This window comes from Photorhabdus cinerea (assembly GCF_011189575.1).
GTDB lineage: Bacteria > Pseudomonadota > Gammaproteobacteria > Enterobacterales > Enterobacteriaceae > Photorhabdus > Photorhabdus cinerea.
Genome location: NZ_PUJW01000001.1, coordinates 101,463 through 125,744, shown reverse-complemented (window position 1 = coordinate 125,744; position 24,282 = coordinate 101,463). Strand labels below are relative to the sequence as shown.

Sequence of the window (24,282 nt, the reverse complement as noted above, 5' to 3'; positions counted from 1 at the left end):
TCATGCTCCCTGTGTCAACAACATTGTAGAAGAAGTGGAAGGCAGAGACAGGCGCCGGGTAAAGCCTACCCCCAGGTTATCGCACAAACCAATGACGTTGCCGCGATAGATGATTTCAGCAATAAAGATCAGCGAGATAGCCGTCAAGGTGGTGCTATTATCTTGGTACTGTGCATCAATCGATTTACAGGTCAGACGATAACGTAATACGTCGCGTTCACGCTTTACTTCACTACGGAATTTGGCGCTGTACTGAAGGTTATACAGTGTTTGGGAGACCAAATCGCTTTGCGACTCCAGCCCCAGATAATATAGGTAGAACTGCATCAGTTGTTCACAGCCTTCAACCAATAACGTGGCTGGCATGATCGGATCGTTCTTGAAATGCACCTCGAATACCCAATGTTCGGGATCAATATCCACTTCACCGATCACCTCCCCCAAGCCAAAAGGCCCGCCGGACAGGTCAACATCCAGTACCCGGCTAAGCATGCGTGAATGTGGCGCAAAAAGTCTGCCAGCACCTTCAAAAGCATATTGCGGGCCAAAACAGGTGGCGAGGTCCCCTTGCATCAGGGCGTTAATATGCTGTTCGTCAAAGCGTTGGCGCTGACAACGCAGCGGCGGAGTGAAGGGCTTGGCCAGTTTTGCTGCGGCAAAATACGGCGCGGTATCTATCTGCCTGACTTTGGCAATGTCGCGCATAGTGAAGAAGCCCGAGTTAGCCTCCTGTTTTAACACCAGACGCTCACCGACGTAGCAGTAGTATTCATAGGCAATTAAGACCATGCCTCCAGCGCGCACGCAGGACTTAATATCGACCCGGCCACGCAACACCTCGCCCACCTTCGGCATCTCGCTGTATACAGTAGTTTGGCTGTCTACCGCACGGTAACCCAATTGCCCTTTGAATAGATGGTCGCAGCCGATGACGGTGAAAGCCACTATCAGCGCGTGGGACGATTCCAGGACGATAAAATCCGGAGCCTTACCGTCCACCACATACCAAGCATCAACAGGAATGTCGTACTCCCACTCAATGTAGCAAGGCTCAAGCCGATCCTTAACCGCTGACAATGCGGTAATGCGCGAGACAAACAGGTAAGGTGGAGATGGCATGCGGGTACGTACCGGATAACAATCCACCTTGGCATACTCAGCTCCCAGCACATTCGACACTAAACCGTCAGTCAGTTCAATAATCTGACGCTCATCAAACAATGGCACACTGGCAGCGGGAGGATGCTCATTGAGGATAAGATTAATTAACTGATAATAGGAGTGTTCAAGGCGCAGATACTGCAATTGAGTTTGCGCATTGCGCACCAGGTACTTAAGCACAGTAGCCGCAGGGATTATCTGAGTATCAGGGTTCGTCGCGATATTCACCGCGCCGGAGAAGCGTGCCAGATTAGTCTCATTGATAATGAAATCAACCAGCGTTTTCTCCCCGGCGGTATAAACCGTGACTTTCAACCCCTCCGTAGCCGGTGCTGTGGCTTTCGCGGGCCGGGCGCGGACGCCATTCTGTGGTTCGCTCAGGATCATATGACTATAAGCACGGTCAATACCAATATGGTTGATCGCCGCACGCCGCAATCCCTGTGCCGGTTGTGACCAGAACTGTGTTTGCCTTGGCAGGGAAAAATGATCTCCGGCGTTATACACCAACTGAGTGGATTGTGCATAATCGGGCAACGCCGGCAGATAACGCTGGGTTAGTTGCAACGCTACCTTGATAATTCCCAACAAACCATTAGCCGCCGACAGATGACCATAGTGCGCCTTCAATGTACCGAGGGTCAGCGGTACCTGACGCTGCGGCGAGGCATACACCCAGTCCAATGCAGCCAACTCGGTGGCAATCTCATCAGGCCGGCCACCGGCGTAAACTTCAATGTAGTCGATCTGTTCCGCTGTGCAACCCGCTGCCGCCAGTCCCTGCACCGCCGCCGCAATCATCTCATCTTCATCGATTCTAAACGCCAGTTGGCTATCCACCGCATGACCGATTGCCAGACCTTCAACCACGGCATAAATAGGGGTGGACTCACGCAGAGCATCCTGTTCACGCCGCAGTACCACGACACCGCCACCATCTCCCACCGCCTGATTTGCCTGACATGACTGATGATCCCATAGGACATTTTCCACCCCGCCGGCAAAACTACAGCTGGCAACAATCACGGCCTCGACCTGTTGGCGGGCGAGTAAAAATTGTGCCAACTCAAAAGCTTTGAACGGCGCACTTTCTTCGCTGTACAACGAAAACACCGGGCCATTCAGGTGCAGATGTGCGGCAAGCCGACTCGCTACCACGTTACCAATCCCCCCGGTAATGCCTTCAGGATACGGAGTTAGGCATAGACTATCCTTCAGGATGGTTTGTAACGCCTGCACATCGGTATCAGGTAATTCGATGCCATGGCTGCGCAGACTTTGTTCCAATTGCCAGCCAATTTCATTGCGCGCCTGACTACGCAGGCTGCCATAGTCCACCCCACCGGCCACAATCACGGCAATGTTACGTTTACTGCCATCCAGCGCATAACCCGCATCGAAAAAAGCTCGCTCGGCCACTGGCAATAAAAACAAATGGGAAAGCAGATATGGACTGACTACATTCGGTGGTAGTTTGAAACGTTTGCAATCGAATTCAAATTTCTCAATGTAGGAGCCAAGCGGCGGTTGTTCTACCCCACGCATCGCCAACACATCAGCTCGCTGTTCGATACCCTGCCAACGCGTTAGCGGCAATGGATACAAATGCTGTGTCCCCTGCTGTACCACTTGATCCAAGGTATCGGTATCTTCCGTCTGCGCCAAGTGTACGCCCACACCCACCAGCGCCAGAGGCTCAAGCGCCAGCGGACGCCAGGATTCGCTTTGTGTAGCACGCAGCCGTGGATGATCTTCACTGATCACCATATGAGCATTGACACCGCCGAAGCCGAACGCATTAATCCCAGCGCGCTTTGGTCGGCCATTGGCAGGCCACGGCTGAGCACTACGGACCACATGTTCCAAACCAATCTGACTGGCCGGCGTAGTTACCAGTTGCTGAACGCCAAGGGTCGCTGGAATCAAATCGTGCTGCATGGCCAGGATCACCTTCAACAGGCTACCCATGCCAGATGCCGTCAGCATGTGGCCATTGTTGGCCTTGTTAGCCCCCAATAGTGGCCTCTTTTTCACGCCATCAAAGAAGGCTTCGACCGTCGCCAATTCGATTTGATCTCCTACCGGAGTGCCGGTAGCGTGGCACTCGAGGTAGTCGATCTCCGGGCTGCTGTTGCGGTAGGCACGCTCCAGTGCCAATCGCTGCCCGTTGATGTCTGGTACCAAAATATGCTTGGCACCAGCATCATTGGATAAACCAATCGATTCAATTACGCCATAAATTTTGTCATTGTCGCGAATGGCATCGGTATAGCGTTTAATCGCCACAATGCCAGCCCCTTCACCGGCTTTCAACCCTTCAGAAGTGCGGTCAAAAGGCACCGAGGCACCACCGTCCGGGAAAGCCCGCAAAACATTAAACCCTTGGTTAACATAGATATGGTCGGCATGGCAAACAGCACCGGCCAGCATCATCTCTGCCTTGCCGCTGGCAAGGTAATCCGCCGCCATTTTTATCGCGTAAAGCGCCGATGAACAGGCGGCATCCAGAGCATAACTCGGCCCCTGCAAGCCCAATGCCTGAGCAGCGATGGTGGCATTATGTCCACCGGTTATCAGGTTAAGGTCTGAATGCACCTCTTCCGGCCAAAATTGATCAAAGCCGAAATCAGGACGTCCAATTAATTGCTGGACATATGGCGTTAATAAACGATGGTAAAACGGACTCATCAAACGTTTACCGCTGTGCGTCGGCATACCTATGTTACCAATTAACAACCCTGTCTTTTTTAACACGGCTTGCTTATCTCGATATCCACTATCATTCAGCGCTTTTGCAGCTGCATAAATCGTCCATTTAAACAAATTATCCAAAGCAAGTATTTCATTCTCAGGTAGCGCATAGCCTTTCGCATCAAAGTGAAAATCGCGAATATGCCCATTTCGGTTATAGTTTATTTTATCAACAGTGCCTGAAATGGGATGATAATAAAGTGCAGGATCGACACCGAGTTCCTTAGCAGACAGCGGGGTTGCACTATCATTTCTCAGGCAAAGGTTTTCCCAGTATTTTTCAATGGTATCTGCCTCAGGAAACAGACAACCCAACCCCACAATGGCAATATTTTCCATGACAGAGTAACTCCTAAGCATGACAAAATTTTCCTGAGCGCAACGGCTGCCCTCAGGTGCATACCAGACTGATTTCGTTTTACCCGGAAAGATTAGCTTGTGTTTTTTTCCACCTGTTTCGAGTCGGTTTGGGTGAATAATTCCCTCAACGCAGCCGAGACGGTAAATTTGACATTATGCAAGCGGCTGTAAATATTCCCCATTGAGTTATGTAAGGTAATATCGGCAACCAGCTCTCGGGCAGTTTTGGTATTAATTCGCATAGCGGCATAGAATTCCTCACCAAATGTCAAGGTAGCATATTGTTCAATTTTACCAATTGCGCATGGCAAACCTGCTTCATCAAAGCGTTGCATTAGCCAGAATAAGGGCAATTGCAAAGCAACATCATTAATAAACAGGTTGAAGGAATTAACCGGGAATTGTCCCTGTAATTCAGGCGCTATGTCATCCAGTCGGCATTTCAATATCAGATATTGATCATCAATATGGATAACCTGACGTATTCCCTGAAATATGCTGCCGTGGAACAACATACTGCCCTGACGCATATCACCGTATAAAGGATACGTCTGGGCAATCTGAGTGTTCAAATCGGTACGAAACTCTTCGCAGACCGTAGCCCGGCAGTGGATGGAGAGGAATAGCGTGGCCTGATAGTGTTTGATCATGCCTTTTTCCTGCTGACTAGTGATGGCAATATCTACCACCAGCCTCTCATCCCCGCGTACATAGCTACAGTTGGGCGTCAACACTGCGGTGTAGTCGCCAGGCTGGGTACCATCAAACACAATCCCCTGCAATACACTGAAATCCACCACGTCCTGAAGCTGGTAGCCTGGAAAACGCTCTTCACAGATACGCGTCATCCAGCTGATAGCTGCGGTGGCAGGCAATACCGAGTTGTCGTTGATAACATAGTGATACAGGAATGGGTTGGCTTGCAGCGTTAGAAAACGCTTAACTTGCTCCACATCCGGCAGTGATTTTACTCGATGCATAACCTTGTAGTTTTCACCACCAACAATCACCTGCTTAGACTCAGTATCAATAAACTCCTGTACGAAATAGCGGGTTCCCACGCTACCAGGAATGATCACTATGTCGCGGGCGCTATAAGCGCGTCTTAATGTGTCGTTGACCATACCTCCGTCCCACGGTCCCCAGTTGACGGCACGGATGACTAGGCTGTTGTCTCCTTTCAGCGGCAAGTAAGCAAATTTATTCAGGGTTTCATTGGCCATCGCATAGTCGGTTTGCCCGGCATTGCCAAAATAACCAACAACGGATGAAAACAGCACCACATGGCGCAAGCTAGCGATATCCACAACCCGGCACAGGTTTTCTAACCCTTTGATCTTAGCGTCAAACACCGAGCGTAAATCATCCAGCGTTTTCTTCTCAATAAACTTGTCCGCCAGGTTGCCAGCGCCGTGAATGATACCGGTCACTGGTCCAAATGCCTGTTGTGCCTCAGCAATCGCCGACGCAACCTGCAGCACATCAGTAATATCACAGTGCAGGTAACGGGCTTTGCCTCCAACCTGCATAATCTCTAGCAAAGTTTGGTGAATCTCATCAGCATGTACCAACCCACTCAGCATAGTGTCGATCTTCACCGGCGTAGGCTGGAGCTGCTGGGATCGTAGATAAGCAATCGCGGCTACCTTGCGCTCATCGAGCGTAGTGGTACCCTGTGCCCACGTTGGCAAAGGCGCATCTAAATCAGTTCTTCCCAATAGGATAAAACGTGCCTGACTGCGTTTGGCTATCTCAATGACACATTGAGCCGTGATGCCGCGTCCCCCGCCGGTCACCACAAAAACATCTTCACGGCTGACCAAGAGTGGTGCATCAACGGGTGCCTTCGTAGCAGGCGTCAGCACCAACGTCATCCGCTCGCCATTCACACCACGACCAACTTCAGCCAAATCGGTACAGCTATCCTGTAGTTCTTCAATCAGGATCTGAGCAACATCACTCGGTTCCACCCAAACGTCGATGTCGAGAGTACGGCAGAATACGTTTTTCCACTCAATATTTAGTGATTTGGTCAAGCCGCTGATCCCGCTGGCAACCACCTCAGACAGCCCATTGTTGTCCGATGTTGACAGTGCACCATCCCCTCGGACGACGACAAAGAAGTAACCCACGTGGTTTTCATCACAGTTCAAACTGCCCTGCAAACGCTTAGCCAACAGGAACGTGGTTTCAATCGAGAGATAACCCTGCGCGCTGAATACCTTAGGCAGTGTTTTCACGCTCTGCCGTGGCGACTGAAGGTAGATCACGCCATCGATCTGCCCCTGCTCCTGTTCAATTTCACTGATTACCACATCTAATGTGGCTTCATCAGCGCAGTTCAGAACGTAGTATCTGGTAGTTTTGGCACATTTTTCATTTCTTGCTATACCCGCTCCCAGAGTCAGTACCGACACCTGCTGGCCCTGCTGTTTCAGCTGCTTAACCACTTCATCGACGGCTGTTTTGCCCTCGTTCACCACCAGCCAATGCCGCGACAACGCAAACGCCAGCAGGTAACAATCCGGGGCCGGTAACGACTGTGATATCACAGTATAACGTGCAACCTGATGTTCAACTGACGCGATCTCTTCGGCAAAAATAGGCTGAACCGCAGGCATAACGCTCAGTTGCGATTCAGCCAAGACTTTTTTGCACTGTCGGCCTTTGTCACAGAGGAAGTTGAAGTCACGAAGCCCAATGTGCGTAACTGTGCTTCTGCCTTCCCCCCTTCTGACGCTCGCAGGCCATTCTGAGTCCGGCCGTTACCCAATTCACGAGCATTGTCGCCAATCAAGGAATCCTTCGACGCCGACCCTTCCTCTATCGGTACATCGCCCGAATTTTTACGACGAATATCGGCGATAATCTCATCGTTCATCTGTTTAAAGAACACAGAGATCTTACTGATATTACTCAGTACTTCGATATCAAAGGCTTCCAGATAGGTGTTCTTCAACACATCGTGATAAATGCCGGTGTCTGCGGAAAAAGCATCAAACATCGCGCCGAAAATTTCCAGACGTTTGATAGAGTCAATGCCAAGATCAGCCTCAAGATCCATTTCCGCATCTATCATATCCTGCGGGTAGCCGGTTTTGTCGCTGACAATGACAACCAATTTGCCAATGATTTTTGCCGCAGTAATTTGTTCTAAGCGTTTGATTTGTTTTTCCAGTTCCGGGTCACCTACGCTGGGTTTAGCCGATGTAACTGACTGATTCACCACTGGCACGGAAGGGGTAACAGGCATGGCCGGGCGCGGCACGGCAATTTCCTTCATAACCGGAGCCGTCGCGACGGGGGGTGCCTTAGGCGCTACAACGGAAATCACCGGCTGTACGGTCTGCCCTGACTGAAACAAACTCTGCTGAGTAGCAAAATATCGCTCATGGTTGTAGTGATACAACTCCAGGTTTTTTTCCAGCAACTGCACGCTTTGCCCCAGACTGGACAACATGCTCGGCAAGTTCTGGTGATCCTGGAACTTTTCCAACAGGGTATATTGCTTGTTCAACAATGACCCCAGTAGTTGGATATACTCTTTCTGGTTGGTCTGAAACTGCTCATGCAGTTGGCTCATGACCCGCTGCGCCTGCAACAGTCCATCCAAATTGTTATCCCCCTCGTGCTCATTCAATTGATTATTCTGTTCCATAGGATTGTCTCGCTTCTGAATTGCAACTGACGTGCTTCGTTGTAAGAATGGAGCTGGCCCCTTTGGCGATCCCGTCTGTACCATAGACGCTGATGCCGGTCTGGTGATGACTGGTGCTGCCACAGGCGCACGATTGGCAATGAACCGCTCCACTACAGCGGTGTCGCCGTCACGCATCGCACGTTCGCGCCGTGCCTGATTCTTATCTGACATGAAAAAACCACCACTGAGCCTGAAAGTCAGATGGTTGGTTTTTTCCTCCGATGGCGGTTGTACACGGGCATGCCGATCCAGGACATTTAACCTGACTCCCTCTGCCAGTAACCTAGCCTGAGCCCGAGCCAACTGTAACCTCTCCTCGCCTTTATCACTGGTATTAACCGAGATGATACTGTGCTCCCTGCCATTGAGGATATCCGCGACCAACTTACTCAATACCCCTTTTGGCCCAATTTCGACAAACAGGCGGCCACCGAGCTGATAGATGGTTTCTATCGTTTCGCGGAATCGCACTGGCATAACCAATTGTTTCGCTAGCAGGCTAGCAATGTCCGCAGGCGACTTACCGTAAAGCGCCGCCGTCGCGCTTGAAAACAGTGAGCATTGAGGTGACTGAAAGTTGATTTGCTTCAAGTATTCACGGAATGGCGTATAAGCCGACTGGATAAATTCAGTGTGAAACGCAGCTGACACGGGTAAAAGGCGACAGTGGATCTGTCTGGCCTTCAGTTCATCATGTAGCTGGTGGATCAACGTTGTAGCCCCAGCCAGCACCACCTGCGAGGCGGAGTTATCGTTAGCAACGGTAATCTCCGGGTAGCGTTTGAGTATATTTTCACGTTGCTCTGGTGTTAACGACGCCGCCAGCATTGCCCCAGCATCCGCGTCTGATCCCTGAACATCGGCAGCAGACGCCACAGCCATTCCCCGCGCCAGTGACACACGGTAAAAATCAGCATCAGACAGCCCACCAGCTGCCCATAAAGCGGCAACTTCACCATAGCTGTGGCCGGCAACAAAATCAGGGTTAAAGCCACTCTCTTTCAGAATCGTAAAATAGCCGGCGCTGATAGCCCCCAATGCCGGTTGGGCATTAGCCGTATCGGTCAGAATAGCGTTTTGTTGCTGCCGCTCAGCATCGGAAAACACCGGAGTGGGATAAATCACGTGTGACACCCCTTGGCCGCGCTCGTTGGCCGCTATTGCATCCAAAGCTTCCAGCGCCTGACGCATTTCAGGGTAATCATTGGCAATATCACGACCCATATTGACATACTGCGATCCCTGCCCCGGGAACAACGCGACCACTTTGCCAGCCAGGTTTTTCGCCGAGGGCTGGTAGTAAATTCCCAGTGGGTGTTCCCAGCCACTTTCACTCTTTTGTTTTAACTGTTTCACCGCCACCGCCATAAGCTCCGCCGCCTGTGCGCCCGACGTGGCAACAAACAACAAACGCGCTTGATGAGGCTGTAGCCCATTAAGATCCTGGTGTGCAAGATGCTCACGTAACACCTGCCCAACAGACGACGCACTGCCAAAGCGTGCTAGCGCCGCCTCACATCGGACCAACAATTGTTCAGGGGTCTCGTCGCAGAACAGCAACGTGACTGCTTGTCCATTCAAGCGATAGGCACCACGCGGCTCCTGCTCATACTCTTCCAGAATCGCGTGAAAATTGGTTCCTCCAAAACCGAAAGCACTGAGAGCCGCGCGACGCGGTGCACCGTTGAGGGGTCGTAACCAAGGGCGAGGCTCATTGTTGATATAGAATGGTCCATTATCCCCGGACAGCATTTCGTCAGGCTGACTGACGTTGATCGTGGGAGGTAATACTTTATGGTACAGTGCAAGCGTCGTTTTAATCATTGATGCAGCCCCCGCCGCACTGCGGGTATGCCCAATCTGTGACTTAATGCTGCCTATAGCCACTGATTTAGCCGCCATCTTGTATTCATCAAAGACCATACGCAGGCTTTTTAGTTCTGTATTATCACCGGTAGCTGTCCCGGTGCCATGCGCCTCGATCAGTTGAATATCTGCTGGAGTGAGTCCGGCACGGGCATAAGCACGCTTAAGTGCTTTTACCTGGCCTTCGTAACGGGGGGCAAAAATGCTTTTTGCTTTACCATCGCTAGATGCTTCAATCGATTTGATCACTGCATAGATTTTGTCACCATCCAACTCGGCGTCTTTCAGACGTTTCAACACCAGCATACCCACACCATCACCGAGCATGATGCCATCAGAGTCACGATCAAAAGGACGTGACAAGTTGCTTTTCGACAGTGCCGGGGTCTTGCTGAAACAGACAAAAGAGAACGCTGAGTTCTCCAGATTAACTCCCCCCGTCAACACAACATCACAGCTGCCTGAATTAAGCTCACCAATGGCAGCTTTGATCGCCGCCAAACTGCTCGCACAGGCAGCATCCACCATGTAGGTCGTCCCTCCAAGGTCAAAATGGCTGGCGATACGACCGCAGGCCACATTACCGAGAAAGCCGGGTAAACTGTCCTCATTCCATTCAAGGCATGAATCATGCACCCGGTCGATCACCTCGTCCACAACCTCCTCTGATAAGCCGGACTTGATCATGATTTTACGCAGATACGGGGTTTGCTGGCGGGCCGCCAGCGAGAATAAGGTATTGCCATTACCGCCGCCGCCCAAAATAACGCCGATACGATCTCGGTTCACGCACTTATTTTCCTGGCCAATTAATCCGGCATCCAGCATTGCCTGTTTGGCCACATACAATGAAAATAATTGGATGGTACTGATTGAATCAATGATAGTCGGTGGAATTTTAAATTCCACTGGGTCAAAATCAATGGCAGGAACAAAACCAGCTTTGTGACTATATGTTTTGTCTGCAACCGATGCATCTGGGTGATAAAAATCTTCTTTACTCCAATATTCTACCTCTGACACAGTGGTAATATCGGTCAAAGAGTCTTTTTTAGCTATTATATTTTCCCAGAACTCATGCAAATTTGAAGCATCGGGGAAATGGCTAGCCATTCCGATAATAGCAATATCGCCCCGATCTTTCTTACCATACATTGAATATGTCTCAGACATATACTCCTCACGCTTTAAGTTAAATAATCCCATGCACAACACACATCAAAAATTACTTACTGCAATATTGTTATATTTCCTGAGACGACAGCAACTACGGCGATCAATGCTACAATAACCGTGACCTGCATCGCAGAGAATGAATCAAGGGAAATTATAAATATGGCGACGATGATGAACGCACTGAAGGCACGGATTAAAAAGTATATTAACTATTCGTCCCTCGTTTATAAGAATATTATTACCAAGGTTAGTCTTATTCTCACAATCATATTTTCTGACAGCTTGCATCACACTGTCAAAAATAACTTCCGCTGAAACGGAAATAATCGCCATCAGTGAATATAATACCAGAGAAATATCAATGGAGGTTGGGCGTCCTTCCATGCTACTGAGGAAAAAATAAATACTACCAATAAGTACACATAACATGCTCTTACCTTGCTAATAGATATACCCCGCCATACATAAGGCATGTGCGAGTTATATTGGTTTATTTTGTATTTTCCAAGGCAATAAAACTGGCCTTATTTTTATGACAATTGGTATACATCGGTTTAGATTAACTTTCAAACTTCAGTAAAAATTGTTTTATATCAAAAACCAAAGATAACATAATTCTTTTAAATCAATCAAATACAAAAAAAACAAACATTAAGAAATTGTTATATGTATGGACAATGGTAAAAAAATGGAATATAAGACTATAAAAACCCTAAAAAAAATAAAAAATAACATTTTATATCAAATAAAATAAAAATCTTAAAAAACATAAAAAAATACAATGAAATAGATAATCAAGCCGTAACAATTACGTGAGGAAGATCAGGAGCAAATTTGATTGCCAGGATATTAAAGAGAAAAACCTAGTAACAAGAAATTTAGCTATTGATATCCTTCCACCTTCGTAACTCAGAGAGAAGATTCCCAAACCCCAGACGTGGAAGCCCACAGTAAACAACATTGACCTGAATTTCCTACACAAAACACCATTTATTTAATAGCCCATATAATTACCACCTCATCAACTCATTCAGCGAAAAACAGATCTTAAAACAGTTCGTTACCAAAAGATCGTCTGGATCACAGTTTAGTGACAAATCACAACTCCTCAACGAAAAGTACCAGCGAACCTTCCAAAAATCTATTCAAGAAAAGCCATTCTGAAGCTTCAATTAAGAAACACAAAATAAACATTAAATTAACATACCAGTGCCAACATTGATTATATTGATATCAAAACAGGCGCTTTTTATTCAGACTGTGAGGTAGACATGAAACCAGAAGACTTTCGCGCCGATAAAAAACGCCCGTTTACCCGTGAAGAGTACCTAAAAAGCCTTCAGGATGGCCGCGAAATTTATATTTATGGTGAGCGCGTAAAAGATGTCACTACACATCCCGCGTTCCGCAATTCTGCTGCTTCAATCGGTCAGTTATATGACGCACTGCACTCCCCGGAAACCCATGATACTTTATGCTGGAATACCGATACCGGCAGTGGCGGATATACTCATAAATTTTTCCGCTTTGCCACCAGCGCAGATGAGTTACGTCAGCAGCGTGATGCTATCGCTGAATGGTCACGTCAGACTTATGGTTGGATGGGTCGTTCGCCTGACTATAAAGCGGCATTCGGCAATGCACTAGGCGCATTTCCTGAATATTATGGTCAGTTCTCTGACAACGCCCGTATCTGGTATAAACGTATTCAGGAAGCGGGTGTTTACTTTAATCACGCCATCGTTAATCCTCCAATTGATCGCCATAAACCCGCAGATCAGACACGTGATGTTTATATCCAACTGGAAAAAGAGACTGATGCAGGTATCATCGTCAGCGGCGCAAAAGTGGTAGCGACCAACTCAGCTCTGACTCATTATAATTTTATTGGTTTCGGTTCCGCGCAAATAATGGGAGATAATCCTGACTTCGCCCTGATGTTTGTCGCACCAATGAATGCTGATGGGGTAAAACTGATTTCCCGCGCCTCCTATGAACTAGTAGCAGGTGCGACAGGTTCTCCGTTCGATTATCCCTTATCCAGCCGCTTTGATGAAAACGATGCGATTCTGGTGATGGATAAAGTACTTATCCCTTGGGAAAATGTCCTGATTTACCGTGATTTTGACCGCGCTCGTCACTGGGCAGTTCAAGCAGGATTCGCAAGCCTATACCCATTACAGGCTTGTGTACGTCTGGCCGTGAAGCTGGATTTTATTACCGCCCTGCTGCAAAGGAGCTTGGAATGTACCGGAGTGATAGAATTCCGGGGTGTTCAAGCTGATTTAGGTGAAGTTGTTGCCTGGCGTAACCTGTTCTGGTCGCTGAGTGATGCAATGTGGGCCGAAGCTAAACCGTGGAAAGGCGGAGCCTATATGCCGAATACTCAAGCGATACAAACTTATCGGGTTATGGCGCCAACGGCTTATACTAAGATTAAGAATATTATTGAAAAAAACGTCACCAGTGGCCTGATTTATTTGCCATCCAGTGTACGTGATATGAATAACCCAGAAATTAACAAATATCTGGCCCGGTATGTTCGCGGTTCCAACGGCATAGATCATGTTGAACGAATTAAGATCTTAAAACTGATGTGGGATGCAATTGGCAGTGAATTCGGTGGTCGTCATGAGTTGTATGAAATTAATTACGCTGGCAGCCAAGATGAAATTCGTATGCAATGTCTACGTCATGCCCATGGTTCTGGCAATATGAAGAAAATGATGGATATGGTTGATCGCTGCCTTTCTGATTACGATCAGAACGGCTGGCTCAGACCACACTTATACAACAATAACGATATTAACCAGTTAGATAAGCTGCTGAAATAACCAGTAGCAGGAGGCCAATTATGTCTGTAGAAAATGAACATCGCCTGCGTTTCAGAGATGCGATGGCGAGCCTGTCAGCAGCGGTGAATATCGTCACCACTGATGGCAATGCCGGATGCTGTGGTATCACTGCCACAGCGGTATGCTCGATCACCGATACACCACCCACTCTGATGGTATGTCTTAACCGTAACAGCGCTATGAATGTTGTTTTTCAGGAAAATGGCCGCCTGTGTGTAAATATCTTAAACCATGAGCAAGAATTGATGGCACGCCACTTTGCTGGCATGACCGACGTCAGTATGGAAGAACGTTTTCGCTGGAATATATGGCAGAAAGGAGTGTTAGGCCAACCTGTGTTAACCGGTACACTCGCCAGTCTTGAAGGTGAAATTGAACAAGTCCAGGAGGTAGGTACTCATAATGTGTATCTGGTCAAAATCCAACATATTACGGTAAGCGAACAAGGACATGGTTTGATCTACTTCAAGCGTAATTTCCGTCCAGTTATGCTGGAAACTGCCGCAGCCGTTTAACCCCCCATCCATCAGATGATTAAACTGTTCCTCCAATATTCAGGCCCTAACCGGCCTGAATAGTCTTCTTTTCTTGTCTGGCAGTTAACCACTCTACTAAACCCTACAATTTCTGACATTCACCTGATGAATATACTGTTAAATTTAATATTGTTATTTATATTAGTGTGATCAACCACCAAGAACCTATTTTAACCATATAATAATCTACCTTGTTCGCAAACGATTGGACAAATCACATAAAAACATAACTTTATCAACACATTATGTTACTGAATGTTACTGTGAGTTTTTGTGTGTATTCCAATAAATATTGGCTAATCAGAGGCAATTAACTATGAATAAACCCGCATTCATCGGTTTATTACAACAACCCAAACCATTCTTTATGATTTTCTTCGTCGAACTTTGGGAACGATTCGGCTACTACGGCGTACAGGGTATTCTTGCTGTTTACTTTGTACACAAACTAGGGTTTTCTCAAGAACAAGCATTTACCACCTTCGGAGCATTTGCTGCGCTGGTCTATGGCCTGATCGCTATTGGTGGCTATGTAGGTGACCACTTACTGGGGACCAAACGAACCATTGTGTTAGGTGCCATCGTTCTGACAATAGGTTACTTTATGACAGGTCTTTCGATCTTGAAACCTGAACTAATTTTCTACGCATTAGGAACGATTGCCGTTGGTAACGGCCTGTTCAAGGCCAACCCGGCCAGCCTGCTATCTAAATGCTATCCACCGAAAGATCCTCGTCTGGATGGGGCATTTACTTTGTTTTACATGTCAATCAACATCGGTTCCCTGTTCTCACTCGCGATTGCACCAGTCATTGCTGAAAAATTCGGTTATGCCACTACCTACAATATTTGTGGTATTGGCCTGATTATCGCTTTGTTGGTCTATATCCTCTGTCGCAATACGGTTCGCAATATTGGTTCTGAACCCGATCATCAACGAATCAACTATAAAAACCTGACTCTGGTACTGGCTGGAAGTGTTGCAATGATTTTCATTTGTGCATGGCTGATGCACAATGTGAACATAACTAATATTGTTCTGATTGGGCTGTCTGTAATTATCGTGTTTATCTTCTTCCGTGAAGCATTCAAGCAGGATAAAGTTGGCCGAAACAAAATGTTTGTTGCTTTCATTCTGATGCTTCAAGCTATTGTATTCTTCATCCTATATGCTCAGATGCCAACTTCTCTGAACTTCTTCGCAATCAATAACGTTCACCATCAGTTACTTGGTTTTGATATCAACCCAGTCAGTTTCCAAGCCCTCAACCCATTCTGGATAGTGGCTGCTAGTCCGATACTAGCAGCTCTATACACTCACTGGGGTTCTAAAGGTAAAGACCTGACGATGCCGACTAAGTTTACAATTGGTATGTTCCTGTGTTCTTTAGGTTTCCTGACTGCCGCGGCTGCCGGTTTGTGGTTTGCTGATGAACAAGGTTTGACTTCACCCTGGTTTATCGTTCTGGTTTATCTGTTCCAAAGTCTTGGTGAATTGATGATCAGTGCGCTCGGTCTGGCAATGGTCGCTGCTCTGGTTCCTCAGTATTTGATGGGTTTTATTCTGGGGATGTGGTACTTAACTCAAGCAACCTCATTCTTACTCGGCGGCCATGTAGCAGCTTTTACTGCGGTACCGGAAGGTATTACTGATCCACTGGAAACGTTGCCAGTCTATACCAACGTATTTGGCAAAATTGGTATTGCGACCTTTATTGTCGCCATCATCATGGCAATCACGGTACCGAGGCTGAATCGTATGATGAATGGAAAACAAAAAGCATAATTTGTTTTAAATAAAACCTCGTCAAAGGAGGTTACACCGCTCGTTTAAACATTTTTATTCGGGCGGAATAGTTCACTTTTCCATTAATTCTTCTGCTTACAGTAAGATATTAAAAGATAATGGCTTTAATTCCCCGATAGATATTGGCCACCTCTATTTTGACGAATTTCTCCACAAGATGGACGGTAAGCTCTCTTGGTCAAAAACCCTCAGCTTATATCTTGATGTACAACAGGATAATCGATTGCATGAAGCGCACATTCTCAAACGTGCGAATCCTCAGTTGCAAAATGCTATCCAGCTTACTCTCACAACACCTCATGCTGATCTGCAAGGTTATAACAGTAAATTCGGTGGTCGGGCCAATCAGTATATAACCCCAGGAGCGGTATCCTCTATCCCTTACACAAGGTGCTAATCGGATTGATTTTAATGATGGCACAGTGAAAAAAATCACTGGAGAAGGAGCTAAACCTCAATTAGCGGTTGATACCAAAGCATTAGGTGGTATGTATGCTAATAAAATCCGCTTAGTTGCCACAGAAGAGGGTGTCGGCGTTAATCTGAAAGATTTAACCAGTAACCAGCGTGATATTACCTTAAACGTTAATGGTAAAATTGAGCTGGGAAATGTCAAAGCTAAAACGGATTTTAATCTTAGTGCTAAAGAAACCCATATTGCGCCAAATATCAAGGTACAGGCAGAACGGGATATGACTCTGGCAGGTACCAAAATGGATAATAAAGGCAATGTGATTGCCAGTCGGGATAGGCGGGTATTTAGTGATACTGTGCGCAATACCGGAGATAAAGCACTTCTGCGAGCCAATAATAATATGTGGATACAGAGGGATGCTCAGGGGAATAAAAGTGCTCTGATTGAAAATAAGTCTGCAACGATAAAGACCGTGAAAGGGGATTTGGTTATCCGGACTAATAAATTAGATAATGTCAGGGAAGTATTGACTCCAGTTTGGCGGGAAAGTCAGGCGAACTCAACGGAGCCTGCAAACAGCCAGAATTGTTCCCTTTCTCATTATTCCCGCAGCCTATTACAAAATATTAATCATCTCATTTCGTAAAGCTTTGTTCAGAATAAAAGCAATTATTTCATGTATTTATTATAATAAGATACAACTATTATTAATGAAACTATAAATTTTGTTATTGCATAACAACGGCTGTTTAAATAAACAATAAGGTAATAACGTTATGAAATAGTTAATGGTTGAATGATTTCTTTTTATTTGTCAGTTAATTTCAATTTATTTCGAATCATTATCAGACGTTATATTTGCCGCCTTATTTTGATGAGTATAAATTATTGTATCCATGATACTCAAGGCAGCATAAGTGTTTTATTTATTTAATATTTAAAAGGAATAAACATGAATACACTCATGCCCGAACTCGAAAAAATATTAAAAGATAATGGCTTTAATTCCCCGCTAGATATTTGCCACCTTTCTTTTGACGAATTTCTCCACAAGATGGATGGTAAGCTCTCTTGGTCAAAGACCTTCAGCTTATATCTTGATGTACAACAGGATAATCGATTGCATGAAGCGCGCATTCTCAAACGTGCGAATCCTCAGTTGCAAAATGCCATCCAGCTTTCCCTCACAACACCTCGTGCTGATCTGCAAGGTTATAACAGTAAATTCGGTGGTCGGGCCAATCAGTATGTAACCCCAGGAGCGGTATCCTCTATGTTTTCTCCTGCTGCTTATTTAACTGAACTTTATCGTCAAGCGCAGGATTTACATGTGCAAGGTTCTATTTATCATCTGGATACACGTCGCCCGGATCTAAAATCACTGACACTCAGCCAGCAAAATATGGATGATGAAATTTCTACCCTTTCTCTGTCTAATAAGGTGTTGCTGGCAGGGATTAAAACTCTACCTGGGTTAGAAGACCAGACTAAAGTAATGCAAGAATTATCAACCTTCCGCCTTGCCGACTCAATGCCGTATCACGATGCTTATGAAAATATACGTCAAGTTATTCAGTTACAGGCACCAATATTAAACCCATTTAATACATCCCCAGAAACCCCAATTGCCAAGCTGATATATCAAACCTCCCTGCTTGAGATTAATGCTGCTGTCTCTCCTGATTTGTTTAATATTCTGACAACCAAGGCTACAGAAGATAATGTTCAAGACCTTTATCAACGGAGTTTTGGTGATATTGCCCCCTCCCTAATGTTCAAACCAGAACAGTTGAAAAGTTATTATCATCTGACGGATCAAGAAGCCGCTCAATTTATTAAACAGGAAGAAATTACACGAGTACATCAGTTGATGGAGAATGAAGACAGTGAGCAACCTGCTCAATACTATCTACTGAGACTCAATAAGATTATTCGTTTGTCTCGAATAACGAAACTCCCACCAGCAATTCTTCAAAGTATTATCTCTGGTAGTATCCATACATCTCAACCTACAGAACCTGGAGGTGAGGATATTTATGACATCATAGAAGTTCCTGCCCTTCCCCCATACAATGAATTTCGTGACGAGCCGGATATCAATGTAGAGGCATTAAGGAAAGCCTTTCGAGTTAAATACTATATGCAGCGTTACGGTATTGATGCTGCAACTGCACTGATACTGTGCAAAATTCCCATTTCAGGAGAAGCTAATACAATAAATTCTTCTCTCCTCAATTTGACCAAATCGCTGGCAGATATTCATCAGTTAACTATTAATGAGCTGGATTTACTACTGGCTGCTATCGGTGAAGAAACAAACAACTTATCTGGGATCAGTGATAGCCATCTGGCTGTTCTGATTGACAAACTTTATACCGTTACCGAGTGGCTACGTACACGAAAATGGAGTGTGTATCAGCTGTTTGTCATGACTACCACCAGCTATGACAAAACGATAACACCAGAAATCCAAAACTTACTTGATACTGTCTACAATGGCTTGCAAGGCTTTAATAATGATGAAAGTAAGCCAGATCAACTATTGGCAGCCCTATCTCCTTATGTCGCTGCTGCTCTGCAATTGCCGTCTGAAAAAGCCGCTCACTATGTGCTCACCTGGGCAGATCAACTAAAACCTGGCGACGGTACAATGACGGCAGAAAAATTCTGGGGGTTGTTGCAAGCTCAACATAATTCAGAACAACCACCGCTCCCTGTAACACCAGAGCTCGCTGCTCAGTATTGCCAGTGCTTGGCACAATTAGCGCTGATTTATCACTCCACTGACCTCAGCGAAAACACCTTACGTCTGTTTGTGACAAAACCGCAACTCTTTGGCATGACAGCGTCAACGCATAACGCACTATCACTGATAATGCTGACGCGTTTTGCTGACTGGGTTAACTCTCTGGGTGAAAAAGCTTCCACCGTGCTAACAGCCTTCGAAGGTAAAACATTAACGGCGGAACAACTGGCTAACACCATGAATCTTGATGAAAACCTGCTATTACAAGCCGGTCATCAAGTGCAAAATAATTTCTCCAACTGGGCATCTATTGACACCCTCCTGCAATGGGTTAGCGTTGCACGTCAATTAAATATCTCCCCCCAGGAAGTTTCTACGCTAGCACAACGACTAACCGCAGAATCTTCCCCTATCTATGCTCAATGGGAAAACGTAGCTGCGATATTAACTGCTGGACTGAATACTCAAAAGGCCAATGCTTTACACGCTTTTCTGGATGAGTCCCGTAGTATTGCTTTGAGCGAGTACTATATCCGTAAAGCCGTCAACACAAGTGCAAAAATTAAAAACCGTGATGACCTATATCAGTATTTATTAATTGATAATCAGGTTTCCGCTGCCATCAAAACGACGCCGATCGCAGAAGCTATCGCCAGTATCCAGCTGTACATCAACCGGGCATTGAAAAATATGGAGGGAGATACCGTCACAAGTGTCACCTGCCGTCCATTCTTTACCGACTGGGATAAATACAATAAACGCTATAGCACCTGGTCCAGCGTTGCTAAGCTCATTTACTATCCTGAAAATTACATCGATCCGACAATACGCATCGGGCAAACAAAAATAATGGATGCTCTACTGCAATCTGTCAGTCAAAGCCAATTAAATGCCGATGCTGTAGAAGATGCTTTTATGTCTTATCTGACGTCGTTTGAACAGGTCGCTAATTTAGAAGTCATCAGTGCCTATCACGACAATATCAATAGTAATCAGGGACTCACCTATTTTATCGGACACAGTAAAACAGAAATTAATCAATATTACTGGCGTAGCGTGGATCACAACAAATTCAACAGTGGAAAATTCGCCCCTAACGCCTGGAGTGAGTGGCACAAAATTGACTGTCCGATGAATCCTTATAACAGCACTATCCGTCCAGTCATATACCAATCCCGCCTGTATTTGATCTGGCTGGAGCAAAAGAAGATTGCTAAGCAAGCAGACAATAAACATCAAACTGTCGAAGACTATCATTACGAACTGAAACTGGCGCATATTCGTTATGACGCCACCTGGAGTACGCCAATAACCTTTAATGTGAATGACAAAATATCTGCTGTTTTTAGAACATTAACACCGTTAGAACAAATGAACACATCGGTATTATTGGAGCAATTAATAAAGTACCAAAAACAGCTAGAGGAGATGCTGAAACAGCAGCAGGAATACGAAGAGCAACTAAAACCATACCTACCACTGAAACCGATAAGTCCACCAAATCTTGTGGAACCACTGGAGTCATCGGATCTATTAGAGGCGCTACTAAAACAATGGAAGGAGCAACTGAAGCTATGGGAGGAAGAGCTGATAAAACAGGGGCAATTAACGACAGAAATAAGCATACTGGAAAAACAAAAAGAGCTGAATCAACAGGAGATACAAAAGCAACAGTATCTACTGGAACAAAAACCAGGGTTCTATTGTGCAAGTTATCAAGACAATAAACTGCTGGTAATGTTCTATCAAAAACAAGAGGCAGTGAATAAATACACAATAGATGAACCAATAACAGGGCTGAATATCACCTCAAATATGTTATCTGAAGATATCAATCTCGGAGATTACATAACTAACATTGGTAAACAGTTTGATACCGGTGCTGGGGTCAATAGTGTCATAAAGGTGAATAACCGGTATGAAGTCTCACCATCAACGGAGACTAATAACGATAATGTCTTAACGCTTTACCATGATACAAACGGGGCACAATATATACAGTGGGGAATTTATCGCATTCGCCTTAATACCCTATTCGCCCGTCAATTGGTTAGCAGGGCCACTGCTGGAATCGACACAATTTTAAGTATAGAAACTCAAAATATTCAGGAGCCACAGTTAGGCAAGGGTTTCTATGCTACGTTTGTGATACCCCCCTATAATCCATCAACTCATGGTGAGCGCTGGTTTAAGCTTCATGTCAGATATCCTGCTGGTGATAGTCCATATACTATCTACTCAGGTCAGTTAGAAGATACCAACGTAAGTGTTACACTATTTATCCCGATGATCACCGATCCTAATGCTCTTCCGAATCCTGATTATCACGCCAGAGTTAATATGACTTTCAAGAAAGTCCAAGAAGATTCAGATAATTACCGACCAGGTTCTCTCTTTATTAAAAACCATCAAGAGCAAGTATTCGTAAAACTTGATTCTAATCTAGAACATTTCCAGAACGTCAATGTTCTGAGTGATGTTAACAGCGAACCCATGGATTTCAGCGGTGCTAACAGTCTCTATTTTTGGGAGTTGTTCTACTATACCCCAATGTTAATTGCTCAGCGTTTGCTACACGAGCAAGACTTTGATGAGGCTAATCGTTGGCTGAAATATGTCTGGAACCCATCCGGTTATATTAAACATGGTCAAATTCAACACTATCGCTGGAATGTTCGTCCGTTACTGGAAGACACTAGCTGGAACTATGATCCTTTAGAATCAGTCGATCCTGATGCTATAGCGCAACATGATCCCATGCATTACAAAGTTGCTACTTTTATGCGTACCCTTGATCTGTTGATAACACGTGGAGATTACGCCTATCGCCAGTTGGAACGGGACACACTCAACGAAGCTAAGATGTGGTATATGCAGGCATTGCATCTGTTAGGTGATAAACCTCATCTATCGCTCAGTTCAGAGTGGAGTAAACCAAGTCTGGGCGACACCGCTAAAACCGAAAAACAAAAAGAACACTCCAGCGCAATAGTCGCCTTGCGGCAAGGTAATGTTGAGTTACACAACAGACCAACAGATCTTTTCCTGCCACAGGTCAATGAAGTGATGCTGAACTACTGGCAGACACTAGAACAACGACTGTACAATCTGCGCCATAACCTCTCCATTGACGGTCAGCCATTGCATCTGGCGATATATGCTACACCAACAGATCCTAAAACATTACTCAGCACTACTGTCGTCAACTCACAGGATAGCGGAAATCTGCCATCTGAATTTATACCACTGTGGCACTTCCCTCAGATGCTGGAAAATGCCCGCAGCATGGTGAGTCAGCTAACACAATTCGGTTCCACATTACAAAATATTATCGAACGTCAGGATGCAGAAGCATTAAATAGCCTTCTACAAAATCAGGCAAAAGAGCTGATATTAACGACTCTGAGCATACAGGACAAAACCATTACAGAATTGGATGCTGAAAAAACCGTGCTGGAAAAAACTAAAGATGGAGCGCAATCACGCTTTGATAGCTACAAAAAGTTATATGATGAAAATATCAATGCCGGTGAAAACCGAGTGATAGCGTTACATGCCTCCGTTGCCGGTCTCAATACGGCCCTTCAAACATCACGTCTGGCAGGAGCCGCTCTGGATCTCGCACCTAATATTTTCGGCTTCGCTGATGGTGGCAGCCGTTGGGGGGCAATTGCCGAAGCTACGAGTCATATCATGGAGCTTTCCGCCAATGTCATGAACATAGAAGCGGATAAAATTAGCCAGTCAGAAGCCTATCGCCGCCGCCGTCAGGAATGGGAAATCCAGCGGAATAATGCCGAAGCAGAGATAAAGCAAATCAATTCCCAACTCAGCTCACTAGCGATACGCCGTGAAGCTGCGTTATTGCAGAAAACCAGTCTGAAAACACAACAGGAACAAATCCAGGCACAACTGACCTTCCTACAACGCAAATTCAGCAATCAAACGCTGTATAACTGGCTACGTGGTCGATTGACTGCTATTTACTTCCAATTCTATGATTTGGTAGTAGTCCGTTGTCTGATGGCAGAAATGGCCTATCGTTGGGAGACCAATGATACTTCTACCCGCTTTATTAAGCCCGGAGCTTGGCAGGGAACACATGCCGGTCTGCTCGCAGGTGAAACCTTGATGCTGAATCTGGCACAAATGGAAGATGCACATCTGAAGTGGGATCAACGCGCTCTGGAAGTAGAACGTACTATTTCATTGACGCAAGTGTATGAAGCCTTGCTGGAACAACCGTTTAATCTGGCAACGCGTATTTCCACCCTGCTGACAGGTAAAACCGAATCGCCTGATGATGACAGTCATCCTGTCACGCTGAAAAACAACCAACTATGCACCACAATCTCTCTGGCAGGTCTATCGCTACATAATGACTATCCAGAAGACAACGGAGTAAGCAACATCCGCCGCATTAAACAGCTCAGTGTTACCCTGCCAGCCCTGTTAGGGCCATACCAAGATGTACAGGCAATTCTGTCCTACAATGGAGATACCTCTAGGTTAGCCAAAGGCTGTGAAGCGCTGGCCGTTTCCCATGGAATGAATGACAACGGTCAGTTCCAACTGGATTTCAACAATGGCAAATTTCTGCCGTTTGAAGGAATTGCGATTAATGATACCGGTACATTGACGCTGAGTTTTCCAAATGCGACGGGTAAACAGAAAATCATGTTGCAGACACTGAGCGATATCATCTTGCATATTCGCTACACCATTCGCCAATAACTATCTCAATCAGATACAGGTTCATAAACGGAGCCTGTATCTTTTAGTTAAATCAGTATTACAAAATATATTTCCCCACTCACAAATGAAATTCCATGATTCCTTTCTGACCGTCTCACACTTTCCACCGCTTATTACAAAATATTAATCATCTTCTTTTTCATAGCAGACCATA

Annotated in this window: 9 protein-coding genes and 1 pseudogene; 6 read left to right on the top strand and 4 right to left on the bottom strand. The window is 45.7% G+C overall.

The window, feature by feature from the left end; all coding sequences use genetic code 11:
* The 4 genes from C5469_RS00435 to C5469_RS24370 all read right to left on the bottom strand — a co-directional run bounded on the left by C5469_RS00435 (window position 1) and on the right by C5469_RS24370 (window position 11,443).
* Window positions 1-4,272, bottom strand: coding sequence for a hotdog fold thioesterase (locus tag C5469_RS00435; protein WP_242689340.1), 4,272 nt, complete (start codon window positions 4,270-4,272; stop codon window positions 1-3).
* A 71-nt stretch (window positions 4,273-4,343) separates the two neighbouring features.
* The gene (locus C5469_RS23390) at window positions 4,344-6,917 is read right to left on the bottom strand and encodes an SDR family NAD(P)-dependent oxidoreductase (protein WP_242689339.1); all 2,574 of its coding nucleotides are present in this window, start codon (window positions 6,915-6,917) and stop codon (window positions 4,344-4,346) included.
* Window positions 6,899-11,011: a type I polyketide synthase gene (locus tag C5469_RS23385; RefSeq protein WP_242689338.1), complete on the bottom strand. Its 4,113-nt coding sequence runs from the start codon at window positions 11,009-11,011 to the stop codon at window positions 6,899-6,901. The genes C5469_RS23390 and C5469_RS23385 overlap by 19 nt, the downstream gene beginning before the upstream one ends.
* 144 nt (window positions 11,012-11,155) lie before the next feature.
* Complete coding sequence (locus C5469_RS24370; RefSeq protein ID WP_422615843.1) at window positions 11,156-11,443, bottom strand: DUF6347 domain-containing protein; 288 nt, start codon at window positions 11,441-11,443, stop codon at window positions 11,156-11,158.
* Between the two features lie 842 nt (window positions 11,444-12,285).
* Here C5469_RS24370 and hpaB point away from each other — a divergent pair.
* The 6 genes and pseudogenes from hpaB to C5469_RS00400 all read left to right on the top strand — a co-directional run bounded on the left by hpaB (window position 12,286) and on the right by C5469_RS00400 (window position 24,107).
* A complete protein-coding gene (hpaB, locus tag C5469_RS00425; RefSeq protein WP_166300844.1) occupies window positions 12,286-13,848 on the top strand; it encodes a 4-hydroxyphenylacetate 3-monooxygenase, oxygenase component in 1,563 nt (520 codons plus the stop codon).
* Window positions 13,849-13,868: 20 nt separating this feature from the next.
* A complete protein-coding gene (hpaC, locus tag C5469_RS00420; RefSeq protein WP_166300841.1) occupies window positions 13,869-14,384 on the top strand; it encodes a 4-hydroxyphenylacetate 3-monooxygenase, reductase component in 516 nt (171 codons plus the stop codon).
* A gap of 337 nt (window positions 14,385-14,721) precedes the next feature.
* Window positions 14,722-16,191 (top strand): dipeptide/tripeptide permease DtpB, encoded by a 1,470-nt coding sequence (gene dtpB, locus C5469_RS00415; RefSeq protein WP_166300838.1) that lies wholly within the window; start codon window positions 14,722-14,724, stop codon window positions 16,189-16,191.
* A gap of 178 nt (window positions 16,192-16,369) precedes the next feature.
* The gene (locus C5469_RS00410; RefSeq protein ID WP_166300836.1) at window positions 16,370-16,609 is read left to right on the top strand and encodes a hypothetical protein; all 240 of its coding nucleotides are present in this window, start codon (window positions 16,370-16,372) and stop codon (window positions 16,607-16,609) included.
* Window positions 16,587-17,189: pseudogene (locus tag C5469_RS00405) on the top strand (DUF637 domain-containing protein); the annotation flags it as partial. The gene C5469_RS00410 and the pseudogene C5469_RS00405, both read left to right, overlap by 23 nt.
* A gap of 390 nt (window positions 17,190-17,579) precedes the next feature.
* Window positions 17,580-24,107 (top strand): Tc toxin subunit A-related protein, encoded by a 6,528-nt coding sequence (locus tag C5469_RS00400; protein ID WP_166300833.1) that lies wholly within the window; start codon window positions 17,580-17,582, stop codon window positions 24,105-24,107.
* The last annotated feature ends 175 nt before the right edge of the window (window positions 24,108-24,282 follow it).

Bases quoted from the DNA above. Each gene is read 5' to 3' on its own strand.
- C5469_RS00435 (WP_242689340.1), bottom strand. From the start codon at position 4,272: ATGCTTAGGAGTTACTCTGTCATGGAAAATATTGCCATTGTGGGGTTG.
- C5469_RS00410 (WP_166300836.1), top strand. From the start codon at position 16,370: ATGGACGGTAAGCTCTCTTGGTCAAAAACCCTCAGCTTATATCTTGAT.
- hpaB (WP_166300844.1), top strand. From the start codon at position 12,286: ATGAAACCAGAAGACTTTCGCGCCGATAAAAAACGCCCGTTTACCCGT.
- C5469_RS24370 (WP_422615843.1), bottom strand. From the start codon at position 11,443: ATGTTATGTGTACTTATTGGTAGTATTTATTTTTTCCTCAGTAGCATG.
- C5469_RS00400 (WP_166300833.1), top strand. From the start codon at position 17,580: ATGAATACACTCATGCCCGAACTCGAAAAAATATTAAAAGATAATGGC.
- C5469_RS23385 (WP_242689338.1), bottom strand. From the start codon at position 11,011: ATGTCTGAGACATATTCAATGTATGGTAAGAAAGATCGGGGCGATATT.
- dtpB (WP_166300838.1), top strand. From the start codon at position 14,722: ATGAATAAACCCGCATTCATCGGTTTATTACAACAACCCAAACCATTC.
- hpaC (WP_166300841.1), top strand. From the start codon at position 13,869: ATGTCTGTAGAAAATGAACATCGCCTGCGTTTCAGAGATGCGATGGCG.